This window comes from Rhodococcus sp. BH5, from assembly GCF_027583855.1.
Lineage (GTDB): Bacteria > Actinomycetota > Actinomycetes > Mycobacteriales > Mycobacteriaceae > Rhodococcus_F > Rhodococcus_F qingshengii.
The window spans coordinates 304,576-331,280 of the sequence record NZ_JAJHVW010000006.1 but is presented as its reverse complement, the minus strand read 5'-3'; the positions used below and the strand labels follow the sequence as shown (position 1 = coordinate 331,280).

24 protein-coding genes are annotated in these 26,705 nt (G+C 62.0%); 11 read left to right on the top strand and 13 right to left on the bottom strand.

Annotation, left to right across the window (positions count from 1 at the left end):
* Positions 1-16: 16 nt before the first annotated feature.
* The 6 genes from RhoBH5_RS18055 to hsaA form a co-directional block, all read right to left on the bottom strand.
* Positions 17-1,033, bottom strand: coding sequence for an LLM class flavin-dependent oxidoreductase (locus RhoBH5_RS18055; protein WP_204855385.1), 1,017 nt, complete (start codon positions 1,031-1,033; stop codon positions 17-19).
* Between the two features lies 1 nt (position 1,034).
* Positions 1,035-1,916: an SMP-30/gluconolactonase/LRE family protein gene (locus tag RhoBH5_RS18050; protein WP_270008619.1), complete on the bottom strand. Its 882-nt coding sequence runs from the start codon at positions 1,914-1,916 to the stop codon at positions 1,035-1,037.
* 81 nt (positions 1,917-1,997) lie between these two features.
* A complete protein-coding gene (locus RhoBH5_RS18045) occupies positions 1,998-2,459 on the bottom strand; it encodes an SRPBCC family protein (protein WP_050656857.1) in 462 nt (153 codons plus the stop codon).
* Positions 2,452-2,811, bottom strand: a complete 360-nt coding sequence (locus RhoBH5_RS18040) for an ArsR/SmtB family transcription factor (RefSeq protein ID WP_003940373.1) — start codon at positions 2,809-2,811, stop codon at positions 2,452-2,454. Before RhoBH5_RS18040 ends, RhoBH5_RS18045 begins: the two co-directional genes overlap by 8 nt.
* A 65-nt stretch (positions 2,812-2,876) precedes the next feature.
* On the bottom strand, positions 2,877-4,169 hold the full coding sequence (locus RhoBH5_RS18035) for a glutamine synthetase family protein (protein ID WP_042448424.1): 1,293 nt from the start codon (positions 4,167-4,169) through the stop codon (positions 2,877-2,879).
* Between the two features lie 38 nt (positions 4,170-4,207).
* Complete coding sequence (gene hsaA, locus RhoBH5_RS18030; RefSeq protein ID WP_042448427.1) at positions 4,208-5,374, bottom strand: 3-hydroxy-9,10-secoandrosta-1,3,5(10)-triene-9,17-dione monooxygenase oxygenase subunit; 1,167 nt, start codon at positions 5,372-5,374, stop codon at positions 4,208-4,210.
* Between the two features lie 237 nt (positions 5,375-5,611).
* Here hsaA and RhoBH5_RS18025 point away from each other — a divergent pair, with 237 nt between their 5' ends.
* Genes RhoBH5_RS18025 through RhoBH5_RS18010 form a run of 4 tightly spaced genes read left to right on the top strand, consistent with a single transcriptional unit; the run spans position 5,612 to position 8,378 of the window.
* Positions 5,612-6,775: a Rieske 2Fe-2S domain-containing protein gene (locus RhoBH5_RS18025; RefSeq protein ID WP_042448430.1), complete on the top strand. Its 1,164-nt coding sequence runs from the start codon at positions 5,612-5,614 to the stop codon at positions 6,773-6,775.
* Positions 6,753-7,049, top strand: a complete 297-nt coding sequence (locus tag RhoBH5_RS18020) for a hypothetical protein (RefSeq protein ID WP_003940353.1) — start codon at positions 6,753-6,755, stop codon at positions 7,047-7,049. Before RhoBH5_RS18025 ends, RhoBH5_RS18020 begins: the two co-directional genes overlap by 23 nt.
* Positions 7,050-7,079: 30 nt before the next feature.
* Positions 7,080-7,868, top strand: coding sequence for an SDR family NAD(P)-dependent oxidoreductase (locus tag RhoBH5_RS18015; protein WP_209447976.1), 789 nt, complete (start codon positions 7,080-7,082; stop codon positions 7,866-7,868).
* A gap of 51 nt (positions 7,869-7,919) precedes the next feature.
* Positions 7,920-8,378, top strand: a complete 459-nt coding sequence (locus RhoBH5_RS18010) for a nuclear transport factor 2 family protein (protein ID WP_003940631.1) — start codon at positions 7,920-7,922, stop codon at positions 8,376-8,378.
* A gap of 1 nt (position 8,379) precedes the next feature.
* On the opposite strand, the gene RhoBH5_RS18005 is transcribed toward RhoBH5_RS18010, so the two are convergent.
* Positions 8,380-9,174 (bottom strand): SDR family NAD(P)-dependent oxidoreductase, encoded by a 795-nt coding sequence (locus tag RhoBH5_RS18005; protein WP_042448434.1) that lies wholly within the window; start codon positions 9,172-9,174, stop codon positions 8,380-8,382.
* A 214-nt stretch (positions 9,175-9,388) separates the two neighbouring features.
* On the opposite strand from RhoBH5_RS18005, the gene RhoBH5_RS18000 reads away from it, so the two are divergent.
* Positions 9,389-9,967 carry a GNAT family N-acetyltransferase gene (locus RhoBH5_RS18000; RefSeq protein WP_058037659.1) on the top strand — a complete coding sequence of 193 codons (579 nt, stop codon included), beginning with the start codon at positions 9,389-9,391 and terminating at the stop codon, positions 9,965-9,967.
* Here RhoBH5_RS18000 and RhoBH5_RS17995 read toward each other — a convergent pair.
* From RhoBH5_RS17995 to RhoBH5_RS17970, 6 genes are all read right to left on the bottom strand, one after another.
* Positions 9,958-10,464, bottom strand: coding sequence for a ClbS/DfsB family four-helix bundle protein (locus tag RhoBH5_RS17995; protein ID WP_042448439.1), 507 nt, complete (start codon positions 10,462-10,464; stop codon positions 9,958-9,960). The two genes, RhoBH5_RS18000 and RhoBH5_RS17995, sit on opposite strands and share 10 nt — an antisense overlap.
* Positions 10,465-10,551: 87 nt before the next feature.
* Positions 10,552-11,487, bottom strand: a complete 936-nt coding sequence (locus RhoBH5_RS17990) for an alpha/beta fold hydrolase (protein ID WP_270008618.1) — start codon at positions 11,485-11,487, stop codon at positions 10,552-10,554.
* Between the two features lie 32 nt (positions 11,488-11,519).
* Positions 11,520-12,599 (bottom strand): dipeptidase, encoded by a 1,080-nt coding sequence (locus tag RhoBH5_RS17985; protein WP_270008617.1) that lies wholly within the window; start codon positions 12,597-12,599, stop codon positions 11,520-11,522.
* A gap of 92 nt (positions 12,600-12,691) precedes the next feature.
* Positions 12,692-14,086, bottom strand: coding sequence for a serine hydrolase domain-containing protein (locus RhoBH5_RS17980; protein ID WP_003940270.1), 1,395 nt, complete (start codon positions 14,084-14,086; stop codon positions 12,692-12,694).
* Between the two features lie 217 nt (positions 14,087-14,303).
* Positions 14,304-15,059: a histidine utilization repressor gene (gene hutC, locus RhoBH5_RS17975; RefSeq protein ID WP_024487384.1), complete on the bottom strand. Its 756-nt coding sequence runs from the start codon at positions 15,057-15,059 to the stop codon at positions 14,304-14,306.
* Positions 15,060-15,168: 109 nt separating this feature from the next.
* Entirely contained in the window at positions 15,169-19,815 is a 4,647-nt protein-coding gene (locus RhoBH5_RS17970) for an NAD-glutamate dehydrogenase (RefSeq protein WP_270008616.1), read from the bottom strand.
* 234 nt (positions 19,816-20,049) lie between these two features.
* Here RhoBH5_RS17970 and RhoBH5_RS17965 point away from each other — a divergent pair, with 234 nt between their 5' ends.
* The 6 genes from RhoBH5_RS17965 to RhoBH5_RS17940 all read left to right on the top strand — a co-directional run bounded on the left by RhoBH5_RS17965 (position 20,050) and on the right by RhoBH5_RS17940 (position 26,704).
* On the top strand, positions 20,050-21,219 hold the full coding sequence (locus tag RhoBH5_RS17965; protein WP_007732726.1) for an acyl-CoA dehydrogenase family protein: 1,170 nt from the start codon (positions 20,050-20,052) through the stop codon (positions 21,217-21,219).
* Positions 21,220-21,230: 11 nt separating this feature from the next.
* A complete protein-coding gene (locus tag RhoBH5_RS17960) occupies positions 21,231-22,373 on the top strand; it encodes a CaiB/BaiF CoA transferase family protein (protein WP_003940060.1) in 1,143 nt (380 codons plus the stop codon).
* A 37-nt stretch (positions 22,374-22,410) separates the two neighbouring features.
* Positions 22,411-23,073: an IclR family transcriptional regulator gene (locus tag RhoBH5_RS17955; protein ID WP_003939923.1), complete on the top strand. Its 663-nt coding sequence runs from the start codon at positions 22,411-22,413 to the stop codon at positions 23,071-23,073.
* Positions 23,074-23,164: 91 nt separating this feature from the next.
* A complete protein-coding gene (locus RhoBH5_RS17950; RefSeq protein WP_007732728.1) occupies positions 23,165-23,956 on the top strand; it encodes an IclR family transcriptional regulator in 792 nt (263 codons plus the stop codon).
* A gap of 109 nt (positions 23,957-24,065) precedes the next feature.
* A complete protein-coding gene (hutH, locus tag RhoBH5_RS17945) occupies positions 24,066-25,634 on the top strand; it encodes a histidine ammonia-lyase (protein WP_007732730.1) in 1,569 nt (522 codons plus the stop codon).
* Complete coding sequence (locus tag RhoBH5_RS17940) at positions 25,631-26,704, top strand: histidinol-phosphate transaminase (protein WP_270008615.1); 1,074 nt, start codon at positions 25,631-25,633, stop codon at positions 26,702-26,704. The genes hutH and RhoBH5_RS17940 overlap by 4 nt, the downstream gene beginning before the upstream one ends.
* The last annotated feature ends 1 nt before the right edge of the window (position 26,705 follow it).

Genomic DNA, 26,705 nt, shown 5'->3' with positions numbered 1-26,705 from the left:
TCGCGCCGACTGGACGTCACGGGGCAGACGCTGCGGCGGCTCGAATCTCCTCACACATCGCTGCGAAGACGCGGTCGTCGGCGGGATTCGCCGGCACCGCCAGTGCAATGCCGTCGCAGAGACTCGCGTATTTCGAACTCAGCACCTCGGGGAGTTCGGCGTAGGTGCATTGCGTGACCAGCCTGTCGAGAACATCGTCGGTGAGGACGTCAGGTAGTCGAGCCCAATCACCTGCCCGCGCCATCACTGTCAGTTCTTCCCCGACCTCGGATAATCCGAGGACCTCCAGCGCGACTCGGTACGCCCGAGTGGAGTAGAGAAAGGCAAGTTCACTGCGCACCGCTTCTCGTTGAGCAAGTATCGCGGCAGGATCTTTGCCGGTGATCATCTTCGGAACGGCAATCAGTCGCGGCTTCCTTCCTCCTGCCGTCAACGATGGAATGATCCTCTCCGCGAGCACCTTCGGATGGGAGCTGGTGGGGTGAGAAACAAAACCGTCGGCGACGGCTCCCGCCAGTGAGCACATGCGAGAGTTCACTCCCCCGGTCCAGATCTCCGGAGCCGGAACATCGAGCGGCCCCGGATTGAAGTAGGGCTGCAGCCGGTCGAAGGTATAGTGCGTTCCCGCATGGTCGAGTTCACCACCCTCCTGAAACACTCGGAAGATCTCGCGTACAGCGCTGACGTAATCACGCAGTTGCGCAACAGGATCCGTCCACGGCATCGAGTACCGCCCGACGATGTTCCCACGCACCTGCGTCGCAAGCCCCAGTTGAAATCGCCCACCCGAGAAACCCGCAAGATCCCAGGCAGCCAAAGCCGTCACCATGGGACTGCGCGCAAACGCGACAACCATCGACGTCCGAACAGTGAGAGTACTGCTGTGCTCGACGGCCAGGGCCGCCACCGCAAACGGATCACGAATGGTTTCGGAGATGTGCACCGTGTCGAAACCAAGGTTCTCGATGCGTCGGACGTGCTGAGCTACCTGCCGCAGCGGAGTGTCGGCAGGTAGCGAGGTCACCAATTCCATATCAGATCAAAGGCTCCAGGCGAATCGACAGCAGCTTTCCTTCGGTAGCCACCTTGCGAGCGTGTTCATTGAAATCCGGGGCGGCACAAACGAACAGGGTACGACCGTCGGAACCGCCGAGTCCGCAAGCGAAGACACCGCTGTCGAAGGCAATTTCGTCGACTATCTCCCCGCTGGCGCCCACATGAAGAACACGGCTTCCGAGGGCATCGGCCACCCACATCGAATCGTCTCCGTCGATACAACACCCGTCCGCCGCAACGACGATCTGAGCGAGGGTGGTCTCCCTCTCGGGTCCACCAGGCACCGGCCCGAACGACGCCCAGTCGCGGCGTTCACCCAGAGAGCCGTCGGCCTGGACGGCAAACACACTGATTCGATTTCCCAGCGTTTCGTCCACGAGCAGATCTCCGGTCGACGTCAGAGCCATTCCGTTGGGGAAGTGGAGATCTCGCGCGACGACGTGCACCGATCCGTCCGGGTCGACGCGGAGGAGATCTGCCGTCTCGACGGGGGCCAGGTTCATCAGATCGAACCCGAAGTTGCCCACGTACGCTCGTCCCTGTGCGTCGACCAGCATGTCGTTGACGTTGGCACTGACGTACTCGGACAAGTCTGCGTGCACCACCAACTCGCCATCGGATTCTCGCCGCAGAATCTTCTGGTCCCGCATGGAGACGACCAGTAATCTGCCGTCCGGAAGCCACCCCAGCCCGGACGGCTGCCCTGGAACCTCCGCCTCGACGCGTATGTCTGTCCCGTCCTCGCAGGCCGAAATCACCTGGTAGGTGTAGAAGTCCGATACCCAGATCCGGTTCTCGTGCCAGCGCGGGCATTCGAAGTAGGTGTATCCCTCGAGAACTACCGCAACTTCTGGTGCCATCAGGCTCTCCTGCGTCGGTGACGAATGGACTATCAGCCCCATTCAATCACCGGCACCGCTGTCGCGGTGTCCGATTCCCGACTAGTCGCCGGCGCGAACTTCGTCCAACACGTCGAAAGCGGATTCCCATCCGTCGTACACATTCCCGTCACCCTTGAATCCCGGAATTCCTACCAGGTGGAAGGTCATTTCGGTTTTGTCACCCCGTTCTGCGAGCGTGACCGTTATCCGAGGTGCGGCATCCACCGGATCACTCGGATTTCCCCAGGTGAAGACCAGCCTCTTCGGCTCGTCGACCTCGAGATAGGTTCCGCCGGTGGGGTACTCGGCTCCGTTCTCGTCGTTGATCATCAGGTAGCGGTACGTTCCGCCAACCCGGGGGTCGATCGTGACGTACTCCCGAGGACTGCTGACACCCTTCGGATGCCACCAGCGCGCCGCCTCGTCGGGGTCGGTCCACGCCTGCCAGACAAGGTCGCGCGGCGCATCGAAGATCCGGGTGATGGTGAATTCTGCAGTGGCATCGACGTTCTGGTCACTCATTGTCCTTCTCCTTCTTCGGTCGACGTTGCTTCAGCTCACGTAGACGCTCGTCGAGGAGGTCGAAGCGTTCGTTCCAGCCTCGCCGGTGTTCGTCGACCCAGGCGCTGGCGTCGTCGAGACCCTCTGCGCGAAGGGTGCACGTGCGCCATTGCGCGGTGGCGGTTCGTTCGATGAGACCGGCTCGCTCGAGCACCTTCAAATGCTGAGAGATGGCGGGTCGACTCATTTCGAACGGCTCGGCCAACTCACCGACGGTCATCGAACCATCAGTGAGGCGAGAGAGCATTTCACGCCTCGTCGGGTCGGCCAATGCGCTGAACACTGCATCGAGTCGGCCACTTCGCTCGTCCATGTAAGCAACTCCTTAATTAAGGAATAGCTTAAACATAGGACTCGACATCTTGCGCGTCAACCCTTTCAGCTCCAGGTATATCGAAGCCGCTCGACGGTTGTCGCCTCGTCCATCTGGGAGAAAGTCTCGCGCTCAACTCCCTTCACCGACACCATCGCTTCGATGATCGACTCCCCGAAGATTTCCTTCGCCACCGAGGAGGAGTTGAACTTCTGCACTATCTCGCGCAGATCGGTGGGGACTCGGGTCACCCCGCGCTCATCACGTTCCGCCTCCGTGAGAGTCGACGGGTTCACCACAATTTCCGGCGGCAATGGCGAGGCATTGCCGATACCGATATGCGAAAGGCCAAGTATCGCAGCGGTCGCCAGATACGGGTTGGCCGATGGATCGACGATTTTCACTTCGGCGTTGGCGCCGTGTGGATTCGACGGTGACTCTGCGCAGAACCTCAGTGCCGCTTCCCGGTTCTCGAGCCCCCAACAGACGTAGGCCCCCGACCAATTGTCCGGTCGCAGCCTGACCCCGGAGAGCGGTGAGGACGCAAAGACGGCCGTGAATTCCGTGAGGTGAGAGAGGATTCCACCCAAAGCTGATGATCCTTTGTCGGTCATCCCGTACTCCTGCCCGCCACCGGAGAAGACGGGCCGCCCACCTGAGTTCAACGAAAAGTGCTGGTGTGCACCGTTCCCTGTACCTCCGATCGTAGGTATCGGTGAAAACGAGGCCGCCAATCCGTGGGCTCTGGCAGTGCGGCTGATCAAGATCCGGGCCAGTATCACCAGGTCGGCAGCCTGAACAGGAGTTGCCGGAGCGATGGAGATCTCGAATTGATCCGGTCCGTACTCTGCATGAACTTGCTCGATATGAAGTTGTGCGCGTTCGGCATTGCGCAGAAGGTCCTTGAGGAAGTCCTCGCGGCGCAGGACTGCACCTAACCCGTACGCCGACCACGCTCCGTTGCACGCATCACCGAAAAGAGTGAACTCGATCTCGTGACCCACCCGAGCTTCCAGTCCGTCGGCGGCAAGCCGCGCCACGACGGCAGTGAGTGCGGACCGAGTACACACGGCAGCCGTCGCACCGTCTTGCTCGTGCAACGTCGCCGGCGCCCACGACACGCCCCCGCCGAGATCACGGAGGTCGGAGCGGTCGATACGCAACCGGAGATCACCCACGACGGAAAAGGAATCGGTGAAGGCAATCCGATCGTCGCTACAGAAGACGTTCCAGCTCGGTGAGACTCCCGCACCGGCTTTCTCGAAGACACCGGTTCGGCCGGCCGGCATCACCTTCGCGCGCGCGACACCCGCCATGTCGACGATCGAGCCGATGGTCAGAGCCGGTACTTCCCTCATCCAAAGGCAAATACCCCACCCGGTGACGCGCCAACCCGTCAGATCAGGTTGTCCTCCACCGGCAGTCCGAACGCCGCCCGGCCGTAGAGCGCCAACGCGCGCTCGGGTTCGTTGGCAACGTGAACGCTGCCCGCATGAACGTCACGCCACGCACGCTCGATCGGGTTTCCGCGAGAGAGGGAGTTCCCGCCTGCCGTCTTGAAAAGCATGTCGATCGCTTCCACCGAGCGTTCCGTCGCACGAACCTGATCACGACGCGCACGCAGCCTCATCGAGAGTGGGAGCTCCTGACCGGCCACAGCAAGTTCGTACATCTCCCGGATATTGCGATCCATCTGCAGAATCGCAGCATCGATCTCCGACGACGCACGTGCGACGGCGACCTGAGCGAACTGATCCTCGCTGAACCGTCCACCACCCAAACTCAGACGGACGCGCTCACGCATCACGTCCAGGTACCCCTCGTAACAACCGGCGACGATGCCCACACACGGAGCGGCAACCGTCGAGGTGAAGATACTCCCGAACGGAAGCTTGTACAGCGGACCAGGATTGACTGCTTGGCCTGGGCCGCGAAGTTGTGCGGTCTCGTAGTTGCGCTTCAATCGGTGCTCGGGAACGAAGGCCTTGTCGACCACGATCTCGTTGCTCGCGGTGCCGCGCATCCCCACGACATCCCAGACATCTCGGATCTCGTAATCCGTACGCGGCACCAACACCGTCATGAAATCGACGGGACGACCATCCATGCCGACCACCATCGCGCCCAGCAATGCCCAACTCGCGTGATCACAGCCGGAAGAGAAGCCCCACTGGCCCGACAGTTCGTAACCACCGTCCACCGCCGTCAGTCGACCGACCGGCGCGTAGGCGGACGAGATGAGCGTCGTCTGATCCTCTCCCCACACGTCGGCCTGCGCTCGGTCGTCGAAAAGTGCAAGATGCCACGGGTGCACCCCCACCACCGACGCGACCCAACCGGTCGAGCCGCAGGCAGCCGAGATGGCCCTGACCACTTCGTAGAACTGAACCGGGTCGCTCTCGGCACCTCCGTATCTTTTCGGCGCCAGCATGGAGAAGACGCCGGCTTCGGACAGCTCCCGGATGGTCCGTTCGGAGATCTTGCGCGAATCGTCGACCTTCTGAGCGCGGGCCGCGATCTTCGGAAGCAGATCACGGACTGAACTCAGAACCTTGTTGACCATGGGAGACACTCCTCGCACCGAACCGTGAGGGAGCGGATCGGCAGATAGACATAACGGCTGCCCCGTCACGATATGTCGGTCACGCGTTCCGGTGATCGGAAGTCCCGGAGGCCGGGATCAGCCGCCGGATCCTCGCGCTCGCCGCTGGTCCCGGCCAGTGAGACGAGATCCCAGAGGCAATTCACGCTCCCCTAGCGTCGGGCGTCGACACTGCCCCTGGAAAGGACGGGACTCATCGTGACGATCACTCAGTCCGACAACGACGAGGTTCGCGAGATCCAAGCTGGAACCGCGCCTACACGCTTTGCGCGTGGATGGCACTGCATTGGACTCACGGAGTCCTTCAAGGACGGCCAGCCGCACTCCATCGAGGCGTTCGGCACCAAACTGGTCGTCTTCGCCGACAGTGAAGGCAACGTCAAGATCCTCGACGCGTACTGCCGTCACATGGGTGGCGACTTGAGCCAGGGCACCATCAAGGGCGACGCCATTGCCTGTCCGTTCCACGATTGGCGCTGGGGCGGCAACGGCAAGTGCCAGAAGATTCCGTACGCACGCCGCGTCCCCCCGCTGGCCAAGACGCGCGCCTGGCAGACCCTCGACCAGGACGGCATGCTCTTCGTCTGGCATGACCCCGAGGGCAACCCGCCGACCGACGACGTGGCTATCCCCCGCATCGAAGGCGCGCTCAGCGACGAGTGGAGCGACTGGGTCTGGTACACCACGACCGTCGACACCAACTGCCGTGAAATCGTCGACAACATCGTCGACATGGCGCACTTCTTCTACGTGCACTACTCCTTCCCGACGTACTTCAAGAACGTCTTCGAAGGCCACGCCGCAACGCAGTACATGCGCGGCGTCGCTCGCTCGGACATGCGTCCCCACGCAGCAGGCACCCCGAAGATGGTCGGCAGCAACTCGGTTGCCACGTACTTCGGCCCCTCCTTCATGGTCGACGACCTGACCTACGAGTACGAGGACTACAACGTCGACTCTGTGCTCATCAACTGCCACTACCCGGTCAGCGCTGACAAGTTCGTGCTCCAGTACGGCATCATCGTCAAGAAGTCGGATCGCTTCCAGGGTGAAGCCGCCGAGGCGATGGCCGCGAACTTCGGCACGTTCATCGCCAAGGGCTTCGAGCAGGACGTCGAGATCTGGAAGAACAAGACTCGCATCGAGAACCCGCTCCTGTGCGAAGAAGACGGCCCGGTCTACCAGCTCCGTCGCTGGTACGAACAGTTCTACGTCGATGTCGCGGACATCGCTCCCGAGATGACCGAGCGCTTCGAATTCGAACTCGACACCGCGCGACCCGTCGCAGCCTGGCAGAAGGAAGTCGAAGACAACCTCGCTGCAAAGAAGGCAGACGAAGATGCAGCCTCTTCAGTGCGCTGAGTGCAAGGCTCAGGTCCTGGTCCAGAAGAACAGTTGGGAACACACCACCGTTCAGTGGAGTGACCAGGCCCGCGCCCAGTGCCTCGAAATCGCCGACGACCGTGAATTCGGGCAGCGAGAGGGACGACCCGGTGCCCCTCGCAAGCAGTGCGGCGCCTTGATCGCGTCCATCGTGAACGCTGCAACAGCGGGCGAACTCGAGATCCTCAACGACGAGCCGGTGCCTCAGCCGATCGTCGACGACAGCGAACCCGTACCGACTCCGTTTCACTAGTCAAGCCAACATCTTTCGAAGAAGGTAGTAATGATCGATCCTCAGTACTACGGCCCGTGGGCAGTCATCGCCGGCGGTTCAGAAGGTGTCGGCGCAGGGTTCGCCGACGAGCTCAGCAAGATCGGCATCAACCTCGTTCTCATCGCCCGCAAGCCTGGCCCGCTCGAGGAGACCGCGGCCAAGGCACGCGCCAACGGCGTCGAAGTACGCACTCTCGCATTGGATCTGCTCGTTCCGGACGCGCTCGATCAGATCAAGGCTGTCACCGACGACGTCGAGGTTGGTCTCCTCATTTTCAACGCCGGCGCCAACAGCTACGGCCACGAGTTCGTCACCGGAGATCTGACGGGATTTGCCGGAGTCATCGAGCTGAACATCAACAAGCAGCTCGAACTCTCGCACCACTTCGGCGGATTGATGAAGGATCGCGGACGCGGCGGCATCATGCTGCTCGGTTCGCTGGCCGGATTCATGGGCTCCGAGCACCAGAGCATCTACGCGGCGTCCAAGGCATTCGGGCGCATCTTCGCCGAAAGCCTGTGGCTCGAACTCCAGCCGTACGGCGTTCACGTCGTCGAGTTCATTCTCGGTGTCACTCGCACACCCGCTATGATTCGCGCGGGACTGAACTTCGACATCCCGGGCATGAACGTCGCAGAGCCCGATGATGTTGCACGTGAAGGTCTCGAACACCTTGCCGACGGCCCGATCTGGGTGGCTGCAGGAAACTACGAAGGCGCCAAGAAGCGCAGTGGCTTCCCCCGAGACAAGATGGTCAAGGGTGCTGCCGAAGCGATGCGCAAGCTGCTCAACCGCTGACATCTGCTGTGCGCCTTTATTAACCCCCCGACGTTAAGAAAGGCGCACAGCATGAGCATCGACATCACCACTCTTCTCGACGAACGCGAGATCACCCGCTCCATCTTCGAGTTCGCCCGAGCTATGGATGCGCGAGAGTGGGATGAACTCCACCGGATCATGACGCCGGACGCTACGGCAGAATTGGGCACCGGAACTCTGCGCGGACCCGCCGAGGTAGTGGCGTCCATCCGCTCGTTCCTCGACGAGTGCGGTCCCACCCAACATCTGATCGGTAACGTGCTGGTCGAGGTGGTCGGCGATCTCGCCACCAGCCGCTCCTATGTCAGCGACATGCATGTGGGCACCGGGAGCAAGGCTCACCTGAACTTCTTCACCCTCGGCGACTACCACGACTCATGGGCGCGGATCGACGGAAAGTGGCGAATGACGCACCGCACCAAGCATTCACACGCCAGTCAGGGATCCATCGAGGTTCTGGGCGCCGGCCCCAGCGGTTGGCGGAGCTGATTCAGCTCAACATCGACGAACGGCCGGTCGCGAGCGGACTCTTGCTGGTGAGTCCGCCGTCGACCACCAGGGTCTGCCCCGTCATGTAGCGAGATTCGTCCGAAGCCAGGTAGACCATGGCATGCGCGATGTCTTCGGGTTCGCCGAGGTAAGGCAGGGCGTTTGCCTGCTTCATGCCGTCGATGACATCAGCGGGGATGTTGTCCACGAGAGCGGGTGTCATGATCGCGCCCGGCGCTACGGCATTGCACCGAACACCGTTTGCTCCGTACTGGACTGCGATGTACTGCGTCAGACGAATGACTGCCGCTTTGGCGGATCCGTAGGCAGACTGCAGGGAATCCCCGATCAATCCACCTACCGAGGCCGTGTTGACGATCGATCCTCCACCGGCACTGTTCATGTGCGGAATGGCAAGTCGTGAAGCGACGACAGTGCTGCGGACGTTGAGCGACATCACGCGATCCCACTCGTCCAAGTCCATCCGGAGCAGGTCGAGATCCTTGCGCGGGTTACTACCGCCCACGTGATTACACAGGACGTTGATGCCGCCGAATTCGGTGACCGCCTTTTCGATCATCGCTGCCAGAGAGTCCTCGTTCATGACATCGACGCCGAAACCCACTGCATTGCCACCCGTCTCGCGAATCGCCACCGCCGCTTCCTCTGCACGCGCAGGATCGAGGTCGGCGACCAGCACCTTGGCGCCCTCTGCCGCCATGAGTTGTGCTGCTGCACGCCCGATTCCACTTGCGGCGCCTGTAATCACTACATTCTTGCCTTCGAGCCTGTTCATATCTGTTCCTTTCGCGGAGAATCGCCGTACCCGGATCTCACGTGCCCGGAGTTGACAGCTCGGCGATTGCCCGATCACTACCAGTCAACGCAGGATCGACAGCCTCGTCCAACTTTCTTGAATGAACTCACAAGTACGTGACCACGGCCCGCGCACCTGCTACACCGCCGAAATCGAGTGGCGACGGAAGACCTCACTGTGCTGAAGTGGCACTATGCAGAATTCTGTTCGACCGCTGTCCATCGACGACCTCGACCGTGCCGCCGAGGTTCTCGGCGAGGCGTTTGCCGACTACCCCTGGACGAACTGGTGCGTCGCCGAAGACTCCCACGTGGAACGCGTCGCGACTCTGCAACGGATCTACCTCGAACACCTGGCACTACCGTTCGGGCGTTCCTACATAGACGATTCCGGCAACGGCGTCATCGCAGTCCTGCCGCCGGACACTCCAGAGCCTGATGAAGCGACCGTCGAGAAGATCGTCGAACTGCACGGAGATCGGTTCGAGCGCGTTCTTCAGGCTGACGAACAACTGTCTGCGCTTCCCGTCCCCGACAACGCGTGGTCGTTGGCAACGATCGGTACGACGCCGCGCTCACGCGGAACCGGATTGGGTTCTGCGCTACTGAAACATGCTTTGGCGGAACTGGATCGAACCGAACAGAATTGCTGGCTCGATACGTCGACCGAACGAAATCTACCGCTGTACCAACGGTTCGGTTTCACGATCGTCGGCCAGACCTCGCTCCCCGACGGACCGGACGTATGGCGGATGCATCGACTTCAGGGCTGATTGTTCGACTTCAGCACTCGCCGAATCATTTTCGACAACGACGCGTATTGGGTGATCGTGTTGACGGCGATCCACCTCGAGACCGGCCACGTCCGGGTCCACGAGAAAACCCCGACCGACAGCAGTTGATCATCGTCAAGGGCCTCGATGTAGTTGCGCAATATCGCAACAGCAGCTCCCAAGCGGTCACGAAGCTCCTGAGCCGGAATGTCGATGCTCGCGTCGACAACCGACTGGTTCAGTGCGGGTGTTTGCGTCCACTTGTAACCCGCCGCCGGCGTCTGCGGAGCCTCGTCTCGCAGCCCGGCACCTATCCACTCTGCGACGGCCTCTGCCCACCAGACACGCACAGCGAGTACGTCGTGCACCGTCCACGCGTCGACGGCAACGACGTCGAACGCATCGGCCTCGGCGACGCCGTCGAGTAACGCTTCGAGTTTCGAATACGCCGAGTCCAGCTCGCTCACCAGTTCTTCGCGTGACCAGGTCTGCGCCACAATGCCTCCGAACGATCAGTGGAGAAGAAAGAAGCGGGACCATCTCGACTCGATGGCCCCGCCTCCAACTTTAACGTCCTCCCGGATTCAGTTCAGCTCACCCAAGAACCTTCCGAGGTTCTCGGCGATTTCCTTCGACCTGGTGTGGTGCAGGTAGTGGTCTCCGTCCAGCAAGATCACCTCTCCGTGATCGACGGAGGCTGCCTGCCCCTCGTGCAGCTCTGTCCAGCCCTGAACTTCTGAATTGTTCACGGCGAACAACAGAATCGGAAGATCGGCTGGGAACGTCTTGCCGATTGCTTCAGCAAAGTTACTCGAAAGATGATCCATCTCGTTGAGATAGGTATCGCTGAAGTTGTTCTTCGCAGTCAACTGTCGCATCTCGTCCTTTGCGGCGGGATCGAGGTACTCGTCCGAGGCTTCACCACCGACGACCTTGGACAGCAATTCCGCCAAGCCCAATTGCCTTCCAACTCGGAGTGCGTCGATCGGGAATTTGGTATCCATGTTCGGCTGCCCTGGAACACTGCTGTCGATACCCACGAATGCGGTGACCTCGTCACGGTACTTCGCGGTGTAGTCCAGCGCATAGAGACCAGTGATCGAGTGCCCCATGAGGATGTATTCGTCAATTCCCAGCGACTGTACTGCCGTATGAATCTCTTCGACGATGTTCGCAGTCGTGCGGTCCTTGTCCGTTCCGTCACTGTAGCCGTAACCGAAGGGCTCGATCGTGACGACGCGGTAGTCGGGTGCGAGCTCGTTGACAAGCGGTGTGAAGTCGAGAATCGGTGCGGACGTTCCGAACCCGGGTAACAGCACTATGGTCTGATCGCCGTTGCCGCGGATCGAGTAGCTCATGTTCTTTCCGTCGACGGACACGAACTGGTTGCCCGTCTCCCCGGCCGGAACGCTCGCTTTGCTGGAGCCGACATTGAATACGAGCGCTATCGATACCAGCACAACCAGAACTACGGACACCGAAACAACCAGCTTCAGTGCAACGGTACGAATCTTCTTCATTCTCATCCTCATCTTCTCGGGCGTCGATACGGCTAGGAAAGGCTCGACATCGAGGCCGCACTGGTCTCGTCGAGCACACGCAACACGTTGTTGCCCATCAGCTTTGCCAAGTCCTCCGCGGACCAACCGCGTTCCGCCAGACGGTCTATCAACACCGCGAAACCGGATACGTCCTGCATACCGTCCGGAAAGTCGTCGAACCCATCGTAGTCACTGCCCAAACCGATGTGGTCGATGCCCGCGACGTCTCGGGCATGCTCGACGTGGTCGGCGAGATGGTCCACTGTCATCGCCGGTCGTGGGCCGACTCGCCCGCCTTTGAACCACTCGTTGTACTCGGCAGAAAGGAACATGGGTACAAAGGCGATCATGATGACCCCGCCGTTGTCCGCGAGCAGTCGCATGACGTCGTCGGCAACATTACGGGGGTGACCGCATAGCTGAGAGCACGACGAATGGCTGAAAATCACCGGCGCCGAAGACGTCTCGATGGCATCTCTCATCGTTTCCACCGAGACGTGCGACAGGTCGACGAGCACGCCGAGCCGATTCATTTCGCGCACGATCTCGCGACCGAAATCGGTCAGCCCGCCGTGTACTCGAGTGTCCGTCGCGGAGTCCGCCCACCCGGTGTTGTCGTTGTGCGTCAGCGTCATGTACCGAAGACCAAGGCGCGCCATCATTCTCAGGACACCGAGCGAGCTGCCGATGCTGTGACCGCCCTCCGCGCCCAACAAGGACGCGACCTTGCCCTCGCTCCAGATGCGACGCACGTCGTCACCTGTACGCGCGAATTCGAAAGTATCCGGATATCGCTCGATCATCCGGTACACGTAGTCGATCTGTTCGAGTGTGTACTGAACCGCCTCTGGCTCCGTCCGGTCACACGGGGTGTAGACCGACCAGAACTGCGCACCGACGCCGCCACGACCGAGTTTGTCGATGTCGGTTTGGAAGATGGAATCCTTCTCGAGATTCTCCACCGAGTATGCGGCAGTTTCGCGAGCCGTCCAGGCCAGATCGTTGTGACCGTCGATGACCGGCGCAAGGCCGTAAGCATCGAGTGCCGCGGGGTGATTCACGTCCGGAAAAGGAGCGAGAGGTTTCATCATGAGTTTTCCTCGAAAAGTAGTGCGGGCAGGTCGAGGGCCCTCATCGCCTTCGACCTGCCCGAGATTTCATTCAGCGGAGAGAATCGCCGCGACTAGTCGGAAATCTTCTTGAAAAGCCTTGTCATGTACAGATATTGCTCGCCATCGATCGTGAGATGAGCCATCTCACCCGAAGCGCTCTCGTTACTGATCAAGAACCTGGAGGCGGACAGAGGTACGACCTTGGTGGGCGGAGCCGGCGGCTCGCCGTCGATCTCGACCTTGGCGAAGTTCTGCACCTGGAATCCGCCGTCCTCGCCGCGCGTGAGTTCGATTCGCACGGTTGTCGATTCATAGGTTCCGAGAATGTGCGACAGGTCGATGTCTTCCGCATTCGGCTCGGACTTCGGTTCCGGCAGAACGAGATCGAGCTCCTGGGCGATCTCCTTCTCGATGTCGTGGGCCAGGGCGCCGCCGCCACGCGAGTTGGTCACCACGGCCATGGCGAGACCGAGCTCGGGGAAGGTGTGAAAACGAGTGATCTGGCCGATCGTCGCACCACCGTGCTGCGCGGACGTCACGCCGCCCCAGTCGGACAGGATCCAGCCGAGGCCCCAGGCCTGATCGACGCTCGAGACCGCGGTCAGGTCGAATTGCGGAGTGCGCATCAGGCGCGCGGATTCTTCGGACAGAATGCGTTCACCCGTCAATGCGAGTCCGTCACGCATGTGTGCAGCACCGAAGGTCAGGAGCGAGCTGACCGATCCGGTGATGATCCCGGCCGGACCGATACCGCGCGGAAGCAGCCACTGCTTGGTCGGAATCACCTTGTCCGGCGACGTCCGATCCGGGTTGGCCACGTGGCCGACGGCCGTGCGGAACAGCGGCGCGTCCTTGGCCTTGGTGATGATGTGCGTCAATCCGAGTGGCTTCCAGAGATATTCGACCAACGCCTCGTCCCACGTCATCTCACGAAGGACCTCGACGATGCGGCCGGCAACGGCAAAACCCGCGTTGCTGTAACTCAGATGCCCGCCGGGCTCGGTGACGCTGATCGCGGTCGCGAGTTCGTCGACGTACTTCTCGACGCAGTCGTCACCGTCACCGGTGTCGTTGAACAGGTCTCCGTCGATACCGCTTGTGTGCGTGAGCAACTGGCGGATCGTGATTTCCTTCGTGTTGGAAGGATCCGCGATCGTGAACTCCGGAAGCACCTCCACCACCAGGGTGTCCAGCGTCAGCTTGCCCTCGTCGACGAGCTGCATGATCAGCGTCGTCGTCCAGATCTTGCTCGCGGATCCGTACTGGAACAGGGTGTCTGCGTCGACGTCGACGCGCGTGTTCAGGCTCGTCACTCCGGTGGTGATGACACGGATGTCCGCTGCGCCGTCTTCGCCCAGCGCGATCACACCGACCTGCGCGCCCGGTACCGAATGCTTGGCTGCCAGTTCGTCGAGGCGTTCCTGCCACTTCGGGGCGACAAGTAGGTCCTTGGGCAAGTCGGTCACAGGTCGAACTCCTTCGATCATGGAAGCGAGCGGCGTAGACGGCGTTGCTGGGATCCGCTCAGGTCTCACTCGTCGGGAAGTGAGGTTGCGGAAGCAATAACCGTCCACCCATGATCTCAGTGTGCTCGCAGTCACGTCCTGGTCGATTGCACCGAAGTCGACCCCGAAAATGGTGCAATCCGACGAGCGAGTGTTCAGGATTCGCCATTCGAAACGATCAGCGCTCGAAGGTTCCTTCCAAGCGATTGCGTGAACCCGGATGGATCAAGCGCGCCGCGCTGACCAATCCGTTAGCCGACCACGTGCGGCGGCGAATCAGCAGGCACGGTTCCCCGCGATCGATGCGTAACAGCTCGCATTCGTCCGGGCTACCCAACACCGCTTCCACGACATGCTCGCCGCGAACCAGAGGCGCAACGTCACTCAAGTAGTTGTTGGGGGTGATCGCGGTGAAGTCCTGGCGCAGATAGTCTGGCGCCTCGTTCGGATTCACGAATCGGTCTTCCACCTGAATCGGAGTTTCGTCCTCGAAGTGCACCATCAGCGAATGGAACACCCGTTTGCCCACCGATTCACGAAGGAACGTCTGCCCGTGGTCGGTTTCTTCCTCACGAACGAAGACGACCTCGGTTCGATGACGGTGGCCGCGGCGCTGAATCTCGTCGGCGATGTTCTTGACTTCGAACAGCGGGGACGCGGTCTTCGTGGCGGCGACAAAAGTACCGACCCCCATCATCCGCACGATCAGACCGTCGCTGGTGAGTTCGCGAAGCGCTCGATTGATCGTCATTCGTGACAACCCCAGCGCACTGACCAGTTGATTCTCCGAAGGCAGCTGATCGCCTTCGGTCCACCGACCCGAGTTGATCTGCGAGACCACGAGGTTCTTGACCCGTTCGTAGGCAGGGGCGGACTCGCCGCCTGCCTCGTTGAACAGCACGGCGAGTTCTGCGTCCACTTCGGCAATCGCCATCGCCACCACCCGTTCGTCGAAAACCACCGAGTCGGTTCTCCCGTTCGGCCTCCGAAGTCTATCCGCCTCGTGCACCTTTCCGATCCATCCGCGAGCGTCCGCGCCGGACCTAACCCACCATGCGCCGCAATTGGCTCGTCGCAACCGAAAGCGCAGCAAGATCGTGTTGCCCGGACGCCTCGATCTCTGCGAGCGCGAGAGTGGACCTCTCGATTCTCGACGCATTCCTTTCTTCCCACCTCGAGAGTTTTTCCGCTGTCGTGTCACCCGCTTCCGCGTCGGCCAAGACGTCGAGGGTCAGGGCCCGCACCGTCGAGTACAACTCGTCCCGCAACGACAACCTCGCCAACGCGTTCCATTTTCCGTCCTTGCTCAATGCCGACACTCGATTGAGCATCGGGACGAGCCCAACATGCTCACCGAGCCGGAAATAGAGTTCGCCGGTCTCCGAGATCGTCCGATCGGCAAGGTCCGCGATCTCCACCACGTCGAGCAGTCCGAACTGATCGAGCAATATCTCCACTCGCCTGACCAGGTTCTCCGGCGCGCCCTTGTCCGTGATGAGGACCGTTCGCGCAGCCAGGTTCCGCTGATCTGCGCCTACCAGCCAGTCATCGAGCTCTGCCGACGCCTCCGCGATGCGATCACCGAATCTGCTGATCTCGGCCCCGACGGCCAGCGGTTGCGGACGACGTGTCAGCATCCACCGTGACGCCCGGTCGAGCAGTCGCCTGGTGAGCAGGATCAACTCGTCGGACACTGCGGTCGAGAGCGAGGCTTCGCTGATGTCGTGCCACAACTTCCACAGTCCGAACACCTCGGAGACCACAGTGAAGGCACGTACTGCGTCTTCCGGATCAGCGCCGACTTCTTCACCGAGCCGATACACATAGGTGATGCCGCCTCGATCGATGACGTTGTTCGTCAGCACTGTCGCGACGATCTCGCGACGAAGTGGGTGCCGGTCGAGGGCGTCACCCCCTGCAACTCGAACGCCCTCCGGAAAATAGTTCGCCAGCACCTGGCGGTAGATCTGGTTGTCGATCGAGCTTCCCGCCAACAGCGTGGATTTCAGATCGAGCTTGACGTGGGCCATCAGTGTGGCGAGTTCCGGCGACGTCAGCCCCGTTCCCGACTTCTCGGCCGCGGCGAACTGCTTCTTGGTCGGAAACCCTTCGATGACACGGTCGACGATCCCGCGCGATTCGAGGTTGGAAATCACTCTGCCGTGCACACCGATCATCGCCCCCGCATCCGCCCGCGTGGTACCCATCAGTTCGTTCTGCGAACGGTTGTCTGCGAGAACGAGTTCTGCGACCTGGTCGGTCAGCGATTCGAGTAGTGCGTCACGACGTGAGTCCGTGACGACGCCTGAGCTGATCAGGGAGTCGAGAAGGATTTTGATGTTCACCTCGTGGTCGGAACAATCGACTCCGGCCGAATTGTCGAGGGCGTCTGTGTTGATCCGTCCACCGCCGCGTGCGTATTCGATCCGTCCGGCCTGGGTGAGGCCGAGATTGCCTCCTTCACCGATCACTCGGGCACGCACTTCGTTGCCGTTCACCCGAACGGCGTCGTTGCTCTTGTCGCCGACTTCGAGGTCGGACTCACCGGAGGCCTTGACGTACGTTCCGATGCCGCCGTTCCACAACAGATCTGCCGGGGACCGCAAAATCGCCCGAACCAGTTGCGGTGGAGTCAGGTCGGTGACGTCGTCCTCGAGGCCCAGTGCCTCTCGTATCTCGTCACTGATCGGAACGCGCTTCGCCGAGCGTTCCCACACTCCGCCGCCGGCACTGATCAAGGTCGGGTCGTAGTCGGCCCACGAGGATCGGGGGAGCGCAAAGAGACGTGATCGCTCGTCGTACGAGCGCTCAGGCGACGGGTCCGGATCGACGAACACGTGCCGATGATCGAACGCCGCGATCAGGCGAATGTGCTTGCTGCACAACATACCGTTGCCGAAGACGTCGCCACTCATGTCTCCGATCCCCACCGCGGTGAAGTCATCGTGCTGGGTATCGACGCCGAGCTCACGGAAGTGCCGCTTGACACTTTCCCAGGCGCCCTTCGCCGTGATACCCATGGCTTTGTGGTCGTAGCCGACCGACCCGCCGGACGCGAAGGCGTCGCCGAGCCAGAATCCGTACTCCGCGGCAACCTCGTTCGCGATGTCGGAGAACTTCGCAGTTCCCTTGTCCGCGGCGACAACAAGATACGTGTCGTCTCCGTCGTGGCGAACGACCCGCCGCGCCGCGACAACGGCCCCGCTCTGCTTGTCGACGTTGTCGGTCAGATCGAGTAGTCCGCGAATGAAGGATCGGTAGCAATCGATCCCGGCCGCCAACGCGGCTTCTCGGTCTGCGTCTGCGCCCAGCCCTGGAACCGGTGGGCGTTTGACGACAAATCCGCCCTTCGCTCCGACAGGCACGATGACTGCGTTCTTGACTGCCTGCGCCTTCACCAATCCCAGTACCTCGGTGCGAAAGTCCTCTTTCCGATCCGACCAGCGCAAGCCGCCGCGAGCCACCGTACCGAAACGAAGGTGCACACCTGCTACATCGGGTGAGTACACGAATATCTCGAACTTCGGTCGAGGGAAAGGCAATACGGACAGCTTCTCCGAATCGAACTTCAACGAGAGCGCGCCGAGCGATTGAGTGGGATACACGAAATAGTTGGTACGCAACGTGTTACGGACCAGTTCGGACAATGCGCGCAGGATCCGATCGGCGTCGAGTCCTTGCACCTGCGCCACGGCCGCTTCCACGTCCGCTGCTGCACGTGCACCTCGATCTCCGTCGACGACGCCAGGATCGAAACGGCTCTCGAACAATTCGCACAATCTGCCGGCGATCTCGGGATGATCGGCAAGTACCTCGGCGACGCGACCGGTGCTGTAAGGAAATCCCGCTTGCTGCAAGAACTCCGCGTACGCCCGCAGCACCACTACCTGTTTCCAGCCGAGTCCCGCGATCGCGACCAATTCGTTGAACGAGTCCGGCTCGGCGTCACCGTTTCGAACCGCGGCAAACGTCGCCGCGAATCGCGCGGCAAAGTTGTCGAAGCCTTCGACCGGAGCACTCGGGTAGTAGAGCGTGAACTCGTAGATCCTGGACTGTTCGGTTCCCACCGGTGCGATCTCGTACGGACGTTCGTCGACCACTTCGACGCCCAGGCTCTGCAATACGGGCAGCACCTCGCCCAGAGAGAGCGGATCACCCGATACGTACAGTCCGAGACGGTGAGTACCCGGTCCGTCGACAGATCGGGCCAACCGTGGACTTACTTCTCCGGGCGCGAGGCCCTCGAACACCGCCATGTCCTCGGCGGCTCGGACAGCGTCGAAATCCTGCTTGTATGCCACCGGAACGCGCTCGGCGAACCGAGCACGCCTGCGCCGCTCGTCGTAGTGCGAAGCATCCAGAACGAATCGTTCGTCCCACGTCAGGCACGCGTCGACGACGAGGTCCCGAATCTCCCGTGCTTGTCGCGCCGACGCGAAGTTCGCGCCGCCGCCGACTGTGGCCGTGAAATGTACGACGGCCAAGGGGGATTCCGAGACTCGACTGGAGAACTCGATATTGTGGGCACCGAGTGCGTCGGCGAGTACCGACTCGGCCGTTGTTCTGATCGTCGTACTGAATTTCTCGCGCGGAACGAAGAGCAGAGCCGACAACTCTTGATCTCGCCCTGTGACCGGGGAACTTCCCACCGGTTGCAAGAACAGATGGATCGATGTGCGGCCGTCCACGGAAGTGAGTTCGTCCAGCGCGTCCGCGATTCGGGCCGGCTCGGCCGCCAGGAGCACTGTGACCGGAATCGACTGAATCACTGCCAGCATCGATTGTCCGACAAACGAATCGACGGTGGATCCTGAGGCCTCGAAGATGTCTGCGACGCGTCCTCGCACGAGCGGGGTTCGCCTGACGTCGGCGACGATACCGGTCGCGGTGAAGAACCCGACGAATCGGTACGCACGGTCGCCGACGGACACGTCGATCTCGGTGGCGTATTCGGATCCACCGAACCCTTGCCGGAGGTACACCACTGCAATCGCGAGGGGCGCCGCTTTCGAATCCGAAGAGCCGGTTGGATCGGGGAGCACGCCGATGGCGTACGGCTCGTCACTGTCGACAGTTCGCGCACCACCGATGACACTGAAGTTTCCGGCGCTGCACCACCGGAGAAAGTCAGCTTCTTCGGCGTAGCCGTTCGAGTCCAGTTGCTCGCGCGCCTCGTCGACGAGGTCCCGCAGGGGCACGGAATCGCGGAAGGCACGCGCGATACGGTCGAGGATTCCGGCGACGTCGTCCGCGATCACCTGCGCCTGCGCGTCCGAACAGTGTGCGGGTAGTCCTATGTGGATCCATGATTCGGTGCGCTCCCCGGCCCGGGCGTCTTCGGTGCTGTGCGCCGGTTGTACGGCTGTGCGAAGCACGGGGTGCACCACGAATTCAGGTTCCACGCGGGCACGGGCAAGTGTCGCCAAGACCGCTTCGACGAGCTGCGGCATGTCGTCGCCGACGTATTGAATCGCGGGGCCATCCCCTAACTCCCCGGCCGGCGCGAGTCGCGAGATCGACGAGTTGTGTCCTCGTCGACGCGAAAGGTCCATGTGCGCGGCGACAATCGCCAGCTTGCGGTCTTCGGCGAGCGCAGCGTATCGATCCGCCGACAAGCCCTCGAAATACGTACTGGACACCCTCCTCACATTCTCGGAGTCCGGTGTCGTGTCGACTGAAACGAGGCTCATGTCAGCACCTTCCGTCGAAAGCCACGCTGCTTCCGACTTGTAGTGGGTTCGATCCGCAATCAACTTGTCTATACAGGCTTAGACAAGTTGATCATTGCAGAACGTGAGCCGCGACACAACAACTTCACCCCTGGACAAATTCGCCACCCTCGGCCATAGTCAGTCCATGCCAACTAGTGGCAATTAGATTTCATTAGATGAAATTCGTAACTATTCCGCCTCGAAGGAGCCCCCGTGACTACCCAGACCGCGCCCGACACCGACAGCGTCGATCTCGCAGAGTTCCGCAGCACTGTCCGAGCCTTCGCCAACGCCGAGATCCACCCAGGAGCAGCCGCACGCGACGAGTCCAAGGAGTTCCCGGCGCAGCTGGTCAAGCGCCTCGGGCAGCAGGACCTCATGGGCATTTCCGTGCCCGAGGAATTCGGCGGCCTGGGTCTGTCGACACGAACCCAACTGGTCGCCATCGAAGAAGTTGCACGCACCGACGCCGCGCTGGCATCGATCTACACCGCCCACTACCTGGGCCTCGAGCCGATTCTCGTCGGCGGCTCCGAAGAGCAGAAGCATCGCTGGTTGCCCCAGCTCGCGTCGGGCGAACTACTGGCCGGCTTTGCACTCACAGAACCCGATGCCGGCTCCGACATCGCCTCGATGCGTACCGTCGCCCGACGCGAGGACGACGGCTGGCATCTCTCCGGATCGAAGACGTACATCTCCAACGCCAAGGAAGCCGACCTGGTCGTGCTCTTCGCCAAGACGGACCCGAGCGCAGGATTCCGAGGCATCACCGCCTTCGTCGTCCCCAAGGGAACTCCGGGAATCAGCTACTCGGAGCCGCAGGACAAGATGGGAATTCGTTCGGCCCCGACGTACACCGTCTACCTCGACGACGTCGTTCTGCCGCTCGACTCCGTGATCGGCACCGAAGGTCGCGGCGGCAACATTGCCTTGACCGCCCTGAACCGAGCACGCATCGACGTAGCGGCAATGGCAAACGGCATCGCTCTGCGCGCTTGGGAACTGGGACGCGAGTACGCAACGGAGCGAAAGCAGTTCGGCACGCCGATCTTCGACTTCCAGGCAATCCAGCTACTCCTCGGTGGCTGCGACGCGCAACTTGTCGCATCACGCGTCACCGCAGACTGGGCCGCCGACGTCAAGGACGCCGGTCAGGACATCCGCCGCGCCGCATCGATTTCGAAGTACGTCGCCACCGAAGCCTGCTTCTCGATCGTCGATCAAACCGTACAGATCCACGGTGGCGCAGGTTTCATGCGCGAATCGGAAATCGAACGCCTGTACCGCGATTGCCGCATTCTCCGCATCTTCGAGGGCACCTCGCAGATCCAGTTGCTCACCATTGCCGGCAATGCTCCGTCGCCGCGTTCCACCGAGTTCTGAAAGGCGCGGACATGACTGCACTTCCCCCACTCGACGGCATCCGGGTCATCGACCTCTCGCGCGTCCTTGCCGGACCCTACTGCACCGCACTGCTTTCCGACGCCGGTGCGGACGTCGTCAAGATCGAATCCGAACACGGTGAAGACTCTCGGCACCTCGGCCCGTTCCGCGACGGCGAGAGCATCTACTTCAACGTGCTCAATCGTGGCAAGCGTTCGGTGGCACTCAACCTCAAGAACGACGAGGACCGTGAGGCGCTGCTGACGCTCATCGAGACCGCCGACGTCGTCGTCGAAAACTTTCGCCCCGGCGTCACCAAGCGCCTGGGAATCGACTACGAGGCTGCGCGGGCTCGCAATCCGCGGATCGTGTACGCGTCCATCTCCGGTTTCGGACAGGACGGGCCCATGTCCGGAGCCGCCGCCTACGACCTTGTAGTCCAGGCTCTTTCGGGAATCATGAGCATCACCGGTTCGGAGGAATCCGGGCCGACACGGTTGGGTGAGTCGTTCGGAGACCTGGTCGCCGGGCTGTTCGCCGCCTGGGGAATCAGTACCGCCCTGCTGAGTGCACGGGCGAGCGGACTCGGGCAGCACCTTGACGTCGCGATGTTCGACAGCATGCTCGCCATGCTGCCGACAGCACACAGCCAACTGCAATCCACCGGGCTCACTCCCCCACGCGTCGGCAACCGTCATCCGGTGTCAACACCGTTCGACACCTACAAGGCCGACGACGGACTCTTCGTCCTCGCAGTTGCGAGCCAGTCGGGTTTCGAGAAGCTGGCGCAGACGATGAATCGCGTCGACCTGATCGCAGATCCCCGATTTGCCGACGACACCGCCCGGACCGAGAACGAACCGGCACTGCGCAAGGAGATCGAAAACTGGGCTGCCGGAAAGACCGTCGCCGACGTGGTCGGTATTCTCGGCGACGCGGGCCTCGCCGGCTCGGAAATCTGGGACGTCCAGCAGGCACTCACCTCCGCGCAGGCCGAGTATCGCGGAGTCGTCGAATCGTTCGAGCACCCGGTAGCAGGAAAAATCTCCTACGTACGACAACCCGTCGTGTTCGGTGATAGCCGACGCCCCGATGTCCGCCGCAGTCCCCTGCTGGACGAGCACCACGGTGAGGTACTGCCGGGCTCGCGATAGATTCAGCGCAGACATCCCTCGGCACTTGGAGTAGGACATGGCCCCCGGCGACGTGACCCGCAGCGCGAATCGCACGTTCGAACTTCTCGGTGCGATCGTCGAGCACGGCGGGTTGACGCTCGGCGACGCCGCCAAGGCAACCGATCTGGCAACCAGTACCGCGCTTCGCCTGATCAGAAGCCTCGAACAAACCGAGTTCGTCGTCCGCGGCGAGGACAACGTCTATCGCGTCGGCCCGCGGCTACTACAGATCGGGGCTCGCGCTCTCGGTGACAATCAACTGTTGCCGAGAGCGCGGCCCGCGATGAAGGCCATCGCCGAAACCACGAGAGAGTCGACCTACCTGTCGACGAAGGGACCGAAAGACACTGCGCTGTATCTCGATCAGATCGAGGGCACGCACGCGATCCGCCACATGGGGTGGGTGGGCCAGAGCGTTCCCCTGGACGGCACCGCCGTCGGCGCAGCGTTGAGCGGCAAGGTAGGCGAGAGCGGGTACGCCATTGCGCACGACACCATCGAGGATCACTCGACCGGAGTTGCCGCGCCGATCTACAACGCGGTCGGTCAGATAGCCGGAGCGCTCAGCGTCGTCGGCCCGACATTCCGTCTGACGGACGAGGTCTGCGCCAGCCACGGTCGTGTCTTGGTGGAGCACTGCGCCCGGTTGTCCGCGGAACTCGGCAGCCAGACACCCTGACCACCCCGAGCACTTGGCGATTCAGTCTCGTATCCGAGACAATGTGGTTCCCCGCTCCCACCTCAGCCCTACCCGTAAGGACACACCCCACATGACGACGAGCCGCGTGAAATCTGCTGAGCGCGTGCTCGACGTGCTCGATCTCCTGGCCCGCCGGGGTGTGCCGCTGGCGACGGCAGAAATCTCCAGCGCCCTCGAGCTGCCGAAGAGTACGACGCATCACCTCCTCAATGTCATGCGGGATCGACGGTTCGTCTCGTACTGGGCTGATCAACGCGCCTGGACCCTGGGTGTCTCGGCGTTCGAAGTCGGTGCGTCGTACATGCGGTCCGGCCCACTTCACCGTGAGGGCCAACGATTCATGCTGGCACTCACTCAGTCGACCGACGAGACCTCCCATCTGGCGGTACTTCAGGGTTCTGACGTCATCTACCTCGACAAACGTGAACCTCTGAAGCCCGGCGTTCGGTTGGTGACCGAGATCGGGACCCGCCTTCCGGCGCATCTCACCGCAGTCGGGCGGGCGATTCTGAGCCGTCTGGATGCGGAACAGATCAGCGCGCTCTACGAGGGGTACACCTGGCCGACGCGGACCGGAACGGGTCCGTCGACGCTCGCCGAACTGCGAGAACTGCTCGCCGCAGCACGTGAGAGCGGATATGCGGTCGAAGAGAATGCGACGACATCCGGGATCAACTGCATCGCCAGCCCCGTGATCACACGGGACGGTCGTCCGGTCGCAGCTCTCGGCGTCACCTTCCTCTCCGGCTCCAAATCGGCCGAGGAGAGTGCCCTGATCGCCGACCGAGTGCGCGCCGTCAGCGCCGAGTTCTCCGCCGATCTCGGAGATCGAATGGTGGAGACCCCGACCGCAGACATGTAGCCAATTTCTCCGTTCCGTACTTTGCGGGCCTTGTTTTCGTCTCATATTCAAGACTAAAGTCTCGTATACAAGACTTTGTTAGATAGCCACGCATCATCATTGGAGTCCCATGAACGCCACCCCTGCCACCCAGACAGCCACCCGAACCATCGAGGTCGGAATCGGCGCTGTCACCATCGCCGACGTCGTCGACGTCGCGCGCAACGGATACGGCGTTGCATTGACCGCGGAATCACTGGCCGCGATCGCCGAAAGTCGTGCACGCATCGAAGCCCTGGCCGCAGACCCCACACCGGTCTACGGAGTTTCCACCGGATTCGGCGCACTCGCCACCCGGCACATTCCGGCGCATCTGCGGACACAGTTGCAGCGCAGCCTGATCCGCTCACATGCGGCAGGTTCGGGACCGGAAGTCGAACGCGAAGTGATCCGGGCCTTGATGCTTCTGCGTCTGTCGACGCTCGCCACCGGGCGGACCGGAGTGCGCCCTGTAGTCGCACAGGCGTACGCCGACCTACTCACCGCAGGCATCACCCCGGTGGTGCACGAATACGGCAGCCTCGGATGCTCGGGAGATCTGGCACCACTGGCGCATGTGGCGATGGCAATCATCGGTGAAGGTTCCGTCCGCACCGCCGACGGTGAACTCACCGATGCGGCAACGGCATTGGCTGCCCATGGTCTCGAACCGGTGGTTCTGGCCGAGAAGGAAGGCCTCGCACTGATCAACGGTACCGACGGGATGCTCGGTCAACTGGCCCTTGCGATCACCGATCTCGATCATCTGCTCAAGTTGGCCGACATCGCTGCCGCTATGAGCGTCGAGGGCTTGCTCGGCACCGATCAAGTGTTCGCCGCCGATCTTCAGGCGCTTCGCCCCCACCCCGGACAGGGCGCGGCCGCCTCGAACATGGTGCGCTTGCTTGCCGACTCCCCGATCGTCGCCAGCCATGCGGGCCCTGACTGCACCAGAGTTCAGGACGCGTACTCACTGCGGTGCGCACCGCAGGTTGCCGGCGGCGCACGCGACACCGTCGATCACGCCCGACTGGTTGCCGGGCGCGAATTGGCCAGTGCTGTCGACAATCCCGTCGTCACTCTCGACGGAAGGGTTCGGTCGAACGGTAACTTCCACGGAGCTCCCGTGGCCTACGTCTTGGACTTTCTCGCCATCGTGACCGCGGATGTCGCGGGTATCAGCGAACGCCGCACCGACCGTTTCCTCGACGTAGCACGCAATCACGGTCTGACCCCCTTCCTCGCCGACGACCCCGGTGTCGACAGCGGACTGATGATCGCGCAGTACACACAAGCTGCCATCGTGTCCGAACTCAAGCGACTCGCGAGCCCGGCCAGTGTCGATTCGATTCCCTCCTCGGCCATGCAGGAAGATCACGTCTCCATGGGATGGTCGGGTGCACGCAAGCTCCGCCGGTCCATCGACGGTCTCACCCGAGTTCTCGCGATCGAGATACTGACTGCAGCACGAGGAATCGATTTGCGCTCCCCACTCGAGCCCTCCCCCGCCACCGGAGCCGTCCTTCGGACCCTGCGCGAGAAGGTGCAGGGGCCGGGTACCGATCGCTTCCTGTCCCCCGAGATCGAGGCCGCGGTGGACTTGGCGGCATCGGGTGCACTTGTTGCGGCCGCGGAGAACGCGATCGGCGCCCTGGCATGACCGCGCCCGGTGCGCTGAGGCCTCGCCCCCGACCCGAAATCGAAGCACTCCCTCGATACTCCAAAGCCGCCGGCCTCGAGCAGGTTCGGTGGCGGGCGTCGAGCAACGAGTCGACGGTTGCACCCTCGGCGGCCATTCTCGAGGCCGTCAATCTCGCGGCCTCACACTCGCACTTGTATCCGTCGCTGTTCGGCGACACGCTGATCGCTCGGTTGAGCGGCCGCCTGGGCGTCGGCGACGACCAGGTATTGGTCGGCGCCGGTTCGTTGGCACTGCTCCAGCAGGTATTGACTGCGTACACGGGTCCGGGCACCGAGGTCGTCTACCCGTGGCGCAGCTACGAGGCGTACCCGATACTGATCGGAATCGCCGGGGCGAGCGGTGTCCCCGTCGCACTCGATTCCGAACATCGGCACGATCTGAGTGCAATGGCGGCGGCGGTGACCCCGCAAACCCGCGCGGTACTCGTCTGCAACCCCAACAATCCGACCGGTAGCGAGTTCTCGACCGCGGAGTTCGTCTCGTTCGCCCGCTCGATCCCGGGTGACGTCCTCATCCTTCTGGACGAGGCTTACCGGGAGTTCGCGACCAGCGATGTCGACGGCGTCGACCTGCTTCGAGCCTTTCCCAACATCGTCGTCTTCCGAACCTTCTCCAAGGCTTACGGATTGGCCGGACTTCGTGCCGGCTATGCCGTCACCAACTCGGCGATCGCAGCGGATCTTCGCAGCGCTGCACCGCCCTTCGGGCTCAGCGCCGTGGCCGAGGCCGCGGCCTGCGCGGCCCTGACCGATCCGGCACACACCGATTCGATAGCCGAAACGGTGACCGCGGGTCGTTCTCACCTACGTGAGCAATTGGCTCTGCGCGGCGTCGAGACGGTCCCGAGCGGTGCCAACTTCGTGTGGATCCCTCTCGGCAAGAGAGCTTCTGCACTCGAAGCGGCCTGCGTCGCGCAGGGTGTCTCGGTCCGGATGTTCCCCGGCGAGGGAGTGCGGGTGACCGTAGGTGAGCGGGCAGCAGAAGACGCCGTGATCGCCGCTGTGGATGCACTCGCACACAACCTTTGAC